Below are 6,247 nucleotides of genomic sequence, written 5' to 3'. Positions count from 1 at the left end.
AGGCAGGTCAAAACGGCCGCAGAAGGCCGAAATCCGCCTTCAAAAACCATCGGTATCCGCCTTCCATGTCGTCATCTGAAAATCGACGACTCAGCTCACGCTGCGGCGGGGGTTATGCAGACCTTCCTTAGCTTCATTCCGCTTGGCGAGCAAGAGAAGAGAACTCGCCGCTCCGGCAGGAAGCGTTTTCCGCACCACTCCAAAATAGGGTTCGGGAGCGAGCGCTGGGGCACTGTACGGCGCTCGGCGTGTCCGATAGTCCGGAATACATCTCCTATCGTCGCCGCGAGGGATGTGGCTCGCGCAGTTCCCCAGCGAAAAGCCGTCCAGGCGCACTAAGGATTGATCGGCACAGTGATGTGGTACCGACCGTCGCTGGGTTGCTGTGGCTGCATTGGTCCGGTACTCCGAGGCTTTCCCCAAATGACAGGCCCTCAACGACTTCAAAGGTCAAGCTCTTCAAACTTGGAGGGATCGGCGTAACGTTTCACGTAAACGCAGCATGGAAGTGGCCTCGGCGCCGCCTGATTCCATCCCCGCGGACGCACCGAATTCATTCTTTGCAAAACAACTATCCAGAAGCTGACGCCAAAACGTTGAGCATGTCTGCGCGATGGCGTGTAAGCTGGCCACGACTGGCACTGCGCTGCGACAGGAAACCTTTCGCAATCAGACCGTCATGCCTACTCAACGTCTCTTTGCGAACGACTCTCACTTGACTTCGATGCCGCTGCACTGCTCTGCTGCTGGTCGTCTTGACGCACTTCTGAGTGAGATTCAAGCATGCCGCGTCTGCGAGGCGCATCTCCCGCTGGGTCCTCGACCCATTGTGAGAATCTCACCGTCCGCTCGCATCCTGATGGTTGGTCAAGCACCAGGCCTTAAGGTTCACGAAAGTGGGATTCCGTGGCACGACGCAAGCGGGAAACGGTTGAGGGAGTGGTTGGGGGTCGAGGAATCGGTGTTCTATGACGCGCGCCGGTTCGCGATCGTGCCGATGGGCCTGTGCTATCCCGGTCGAGGCCGCAGCGGAGACTTGCCGCCACGTCCCGAGTGCGCGCCTCTTTGGCATGAACGCATCCTCTCCTCTCTGCCTCACATTCGACTGACTATCCTCATCGGGCAGTACGCTCAGGCGAAATACCTCGGTGAACGCAGGCAGGCGACCCTCACTGAGACAGTCGCAGCATGGAAGTCGTATGCGCCACAGTTCATCACCCTGCCCCACCCCTCGCCGCGCAACCAGAACTGGCTGAAGCAGAATCCGTGGTTCGACAGGGACATTGTTCCGATGCTTCGCAACCACGTGGCGGATGCGCTGGCATAGCCCGATTGCGGCTGCTATCGGTCTTAGCGCCTGGACTTACCACCAGTTTTCGCATTGGCTCCAAGTTCCTCCGCCTGCAAGGACTGCGGCGACCCTGCCCGAGTCGTTCAGCGCTATCCCTTGGGATCAGCAGGCGGAACTCGGTGCCCCATGGCGTGCCCCGCCTCTGTTTCAGCCTGGCATCAACACTCCATGTCCCGCGCGAGGCGCAGCCCACTGAATTGCCACCTGGTCGCGGGTGGAAAGAAATTGCGATAGGTGAGGCGCGTGTGGCCGCGTGGGGTGGCCACGCTTCCACCGCGGAGAACAATTTGGCCGACCATGAACTTCCCGTTGTACTCACCGATAGCTCCTGGCCATGGCCTGAATCCTGGATACGGATCAAAAGAAGAGCGTGTCCACTGCCAGACATGACCTGTTAGCTGTCGAATCTCCGGCAACCGTGCCGCCGATTCCCATTCAGCCTCTGTGGGCAGTCGCGCACCGCTCCATAGAGCAAAGGCAGCAGCCTCATAGAAGCTCAGCTGGCTCACTGGAGCTCCAAGATCCATCGGCTGGACTCCGGCAAGCCCGAACACCTGCCACCCCTCGGCCGGCGCGCTGGAGTCTCTTGGCGCAATCCAGTAGGCGGGCATTTGCCAGCCATTAGACTGAACCACCGCCCAGCCCTCGGACAGCCACAAGGCGGGAGTTTTATAGCCACCGTCGGCGATGAAGTCGACATACTCTGAGCAAGTGACCAAGCGGTCGGCAATTTGGAATGGCGCCAGCCAACAACGATGTCGCGGGGTTTCGTTGTCGAACGCAAAGGTTCCGCCTGGGTGACCGACCTCTACCAATCCGCTCGGTCCATCCAGCCATTTAACCTGTGAAGGAGTTTGAAGGCGAAGTGGCCCCTCTCCAGAGGCTCGAAGTGCCGGGAGCATCGGATTGCACGAGAGCAGGTGTAGGGCGTCCGTGACAATGAGCTCTTGATGCTGCTGCTCATGCTGCAGACCAAGAATAATCAGCGGCCCCACAGACTCGAGGGTTTCGTTGTCGGCCTCCTCTATGAGCCGAATGACAGCGGCGTCGACGTGCTCACGATACCGGTGCACTTCCCGCAGTGCTGGACGTGTGAGAAGCCCTCGCTGGGCCCTCGGATGGCGGCTACCCAGGGACTCGTAGTACGAATTGAACAGGTGCAGATAGGACGCGTTGAAGGGCTCGCATGATGTGTGAGACATCAGGACCACGGCCTCGAAGAACCACGTGGTATGCGCCAGGTGCCACTTCGTCGGACTCGCGTCTGCCATTGACTGTGCGCACTGGTCCTCCACGCTCAGGGGACTCGCCGCACTCAGAGTGGCTGCGCGAACCAGTGCAAAACGGTTCGCAAGAGCTGCGCGATCTGTCGCGTCAGGAATGAGAAAACTCGCGGGAGAACACGCGCGAAGTAAATTCCTGGTCATGAGCCCCGGGGTCCTTTTTTTTATGAGCGTGCCCGGCGTTCAGAGCAGCCAGGTGATTGACAAAACATGGACATATCGACGTCTTCGTCCATTGTTCTGACCGCACATTGGCCGCAGTCGCTATGAGCAGGCCCCCTCGTGTGAATAGGTGGCTTCGTCGTCGCAGGAGGGAGAGGGAGTGGGAGTGGGTTAGCCAATGCTGATGCGCAGAATGTAGGCGGCGCGCATATCAGTCGGCGCTGTATTCTTGGTCGCTGCCAATCGGGACACGTTGCGCGGACAAAACTGCAAAGTATCCGTCCGGGTCAGTCCAAAAGCCGGTCGTATTCCATCCTCCCGCCCTGAGCAGCAAGCGAATGTCCCGTACGGTGTACTTGTAGCTGTTCTCGGTATGAATGGTTTCGCCCTCCCGCATGGAGAAGCTGCAATCGGCTACGCGAAACTGCACGTCGTATCGCGCGCGAAGATGCATCTCTATCCGGGATAGCCCTTCATTCCACCGCACCTCGTGCTTGAAGGCAGACACCGGGATGTCGCCGCCGAGTTCCCGGTTGATGCGGTGCAGCAGATTGAGGTTGAACCTGGCGGTGACTCCCTGCGGGTCGTCATATGCCGGCAGGAGGATCGCCTCGTCCTTCAGCAGATCGACCCCCAGGAGCAGGATGGAATCATGGCCAAGGGCGTCGCCAAACGTCCGCAGGAGGTTGACTGCGGCCGCTTCGCTGAGGTTGCCGAGGGTAGATCCCGGGAAAAAGCCGATGCCACCTCGCTGCAGGACCGTATGCGGCAGCTCCATCGGACGCAGAAAGTCCGCCTCGACAGGCCGCATGGGAATATGCGGGAACTGGGCCTGCAAAGACGCAATGGATTCGCGCAGGAATTCGCCGGAGATGTCGATGGCGATGTACTCCGAGACCAAGGCGTTACCAAGCAGCACGGAAGTCTTGGTGGCGGAGCCCGCACCGAACTCAACGAGCACCTTGTTGTGCCCCAGGAGTGGGACGATCTCACGGATGTACGTCGACAGAATCGTACGCTCGCAACGGGTTGGGTAGTACTGCGGCAGCCGAGTAATGTCCTCGAACAGCTTTGAGCCTTCTTGGTCATAGAACCAGCGCGGAGGAATGGCCTTGTTAAGGCTTCCCATTCCACTAAGCACATCACGCAGAAGCCCGAGATAGGAGTTGGCGGCGGGCGCTACTGTGGGCGCAGGGAAGGAGGGGTTTCTCATCAAACGGAAAGGCAAATACTGACTCACACCATCATCCAGTCGATACGTCTGACGATGCTTGAATGGCTCCATACCCGGAGAAAAAGCGAAGGCTACAGCTACTGTGTCTCCATAACTATTCTTCTCCGATGACCCCACACGGGTCAACATGCCAATGTGTCCGGACGTCCGACAAAATGAGCCAGGGAACCTGAAGTGGTCATTCAGTGGGAGGCAGGACTGATTGACGGCTGGCCTTGATCGTCGATACGTACTGAGTTCACGGCCAGCGTCCGATAGTCCGGAAAACGTTCCCCATCGTCTACGCAAGGCCCGTAGTTCGCGCACTTCCCAACAAAAAAGCCATTCCAGGCACTACATTGGAACGACTCTGACGTAGAGAGGAGTCACTTTCAGTGACCCCTCCAAGAAATTTGAACTGAGATGCCGATCGAAGTTGATTTGATTGCCGTCAAAGAATATGCCTGCACGCGTGTGCCGACCCAGAATGGCGCAGTGGCGCTGATCTGAACATCTGCTTGAATTCACACTGGAGACATTGACATGAAAGCCACATGGAACGGCGCGGTGATTGCGCAGAGCGACGACACGGTGGTCGTTGAGGGGAACCACTACTTTCCCGACAGTTCGCTGAACCGCGAATATGTCACCTTGAGCGACCACAAGAGCAGTTGCCCTTGGAAGGGCCTAGCCAGCTACTACTCACTCAAAGTGAATGGCGAGACCAATCCGGATGCGGTCTGGTACTACCCCAACCCAAAGCCTGGTGCCGAAATGGTGAAAGATCGAGTCGCCTTCTGGAAAGGCGTGAAGGTCGAAGCGTAGGACAAGCTGGACGAGGCCATGGATGCATCGTGTCAGTGATGGCACGGATGCAGTTTCCATTTCCTGCTTTCACAAACGGCAGACAAGCTCCACGTTGCTCGCTCACGGTATGTTTTTTTGCAGTTACTCACGCCCCTTTTGGTAGTCCGGCTGCATGTGGTGGCGAACTCGCATCACCACCGGTTGCAAACATCGCAGCGTTGTCAGGAGTGGATGCAGGTCAGTAGCGACTACGAGTTGGTTTCCACCGCTACCGGGCCAGATCACTCTGATCCTGACTAGCTTGCACCGCGCGTGGTCGGATTACACGGCAGCAGTGGCCTCGGGCAGCTTGGCAATCACTTTGATCTCGAACTGGAATCCATACAACCAGGTTACGCCAATGGCTGTGAGCGTGGGGTGCGGAGCCTCACCCCAGTACTCCCCCACCACCTCCCAAATGGTTTCGAACTTTGGCTCAGGATCAACGATGAACACGGTCACGTCGACCACGTCTTTGAACGTGCAGCCTGCGGCCGAGAGGATCGCGTTGAGGTTGTCGAAAGCGAGCCTTACCTGGGCTTGCAATTCGGGTTCTGGCGAGCCATCGGGCCTACTGCCCACCTGCCCTGAGACGAATAGAAAGCCGTTGGACCGGATCGCAGGTGAGTAACGGTTCTTGTCATAGAGCGCCTGACGGCCGGCGGGGAAAACAACATCACGTGCAGACATGAGATACCTATTTGTTGGTGGGGATGGGTGGACTCTAGGCGATCACGGTCTTCAGATAAACAAGCAAGTCGCACAATGACTTTTTGCCATTTCCAAACAATAACCCCTGACATCAGGATCTCCGATGGACCGATTCGATGCAATGCAGGCCTTTACCCGCGTAGTGGAAGCCGGTAGCTTCACTAAGGCGGCACAGACGCTGCACATGAGCAAGACCACTGTGACGCAGCTCGTGCAGCAGCTGGAGGCGCGGCTGCGCGTGAAGCTGCTGAACCGCACCACGCGGCAGGTGAAGATCACGCCCGACGGCGCCGCGTGGGTATTTCGGACCAACGTGACCGCTGGTTTCGGTATCGTGACCGAGGATTTCGGCCCATCGTGACCGACTCCGTTGTCGGTTCATCGTGACCGGCCGTTTCGGCAACGTGACCGATCATTTCGGTCATCGTGACCGCCGTTTCAGCCCACGTTTTTGTGGGATCTGAAGCCAGGCGGTGCTGCGTAGAGAACTCAACCCGGGCGTCCTAACCTCGACGGCTTTTGCCTTCAGGAGCCGGATGCCCAAACCTCGAATTTCTCTACGCATGATCAAAGACGTTATCCGCCTGAAGTGGCAGGCCGATCTCTCGCACGAGCAGATCGCTGCCACCCTCAACATATCCAAGGGAGCCGTCGCCAAGTACGTTGGCCTGACCAATGCCG

At 58.1% G+C, this 6,247-nt stretch carries 5 protein-coding genes and 1 pseudogene; 3 read left to right on the top strand and 3 right to left on the bottom strand.

Features of this window, described 5'->3' with window-relative positions; genetic code table 11:
- Window positions 1-724: 724 nt before the first annotated feature.
- Window positions 725-1,327, top strand: coding sequence for a uracil-DNA glycosylase family protein (locus M3149_RS22370; RefSeq protein ID WP_051249094.1), 603 nt, complete (start codon window positions 725-727; stop codon window positions 1,325-1,327).
- A 182-nt stretch (window positions 1,328-1,509) separates the two neighbouring features.
- Here M3149_RS22370 and egtB read toward each other — a convergent pair whose 3' ends face one another.
- Complete coding sequence (egtB, locus tag M3149_RS22365; protein WP_034713439.1) at window positions 1,510-2,778, bottom strand: ergothioneine biosynthesis protein EgtB; 1,269 nt, start codon at window positions 2,776-2,778, stop codon at window positions 1,510-1,512.
- A gap of 229 nt (window positions 2,779-3,007) precedes the next feature.
- Complete coding sequence (egtD, locus tag M3149_RS22360) at window positions 3,008-4,036, bottom strand: L-histidine N(alpha)-methyltransferase (protein ID WP_251711572.1); 1,029 nt, start codon at window positions 4,034-4,036, stop codon at window positions 3,008-3,010.
- Window positions 4,037-4,552: 516 nt separating this feature from the next.
- Here egtD and M3149_RS22355 point away from each other — a divergent pair.
- On the top strand, window positions 4,553-4,834 hold the full coding sequence (locus M3149_RS22355) for a DUF427 domain-containing protein (RefSeq protein ID WP_026437798.1): 282 nt from the start codon (window positions 4,553-4,555) through the stop codon (window positions 4,832-4,834).
- Window positions 4,835-5,137: 303 nt separating this feature from the next.
- Here M3149_RS22355 and M3149_RS22350 read toward each other — a convergent pair whose 3' ends face one another.
- Window positions 5,138-5,545 (bottom strand): RidA family protein, encoded by a 408-nt coding sequence (locus tag M3149_RS22350; RefSeq protein WP_026437797.1) that lies wholly within the window; start codon window positions 5,543-5,545, stop codon window positions 5,138-5,140.
- A 124-nt stretch (window positions 5,546-5,669) separates the two neighbouring features.
- On the opposite strand from M3149_RS22350, the pseudogene M3149_RS22345 reads away from it, so the two are divergent.
- Window positions 5,670-5,873, top strand: a pseudogene (locus tag M3149_RS22345) (LysR family transcriptional regulator); the annotation flags it as partial.
- Window positions 5,874-6,247: the final 374 nt, after the last annotated feature.

It is taken from the genome of Hydrogenophaga intermedia (assembly GCF_023715105.1).
Classification (GTDB): Bacteria; Pseudomonadota; Gammaproteobacteria; order Burkholderiales; family Burkholderiaceae_C; genus Hydrogenophaga; species Hydrogenophaga intermedia_A.
This window is presented reverse-complemented; position numbering and strand designations above follow the sequence as displayed.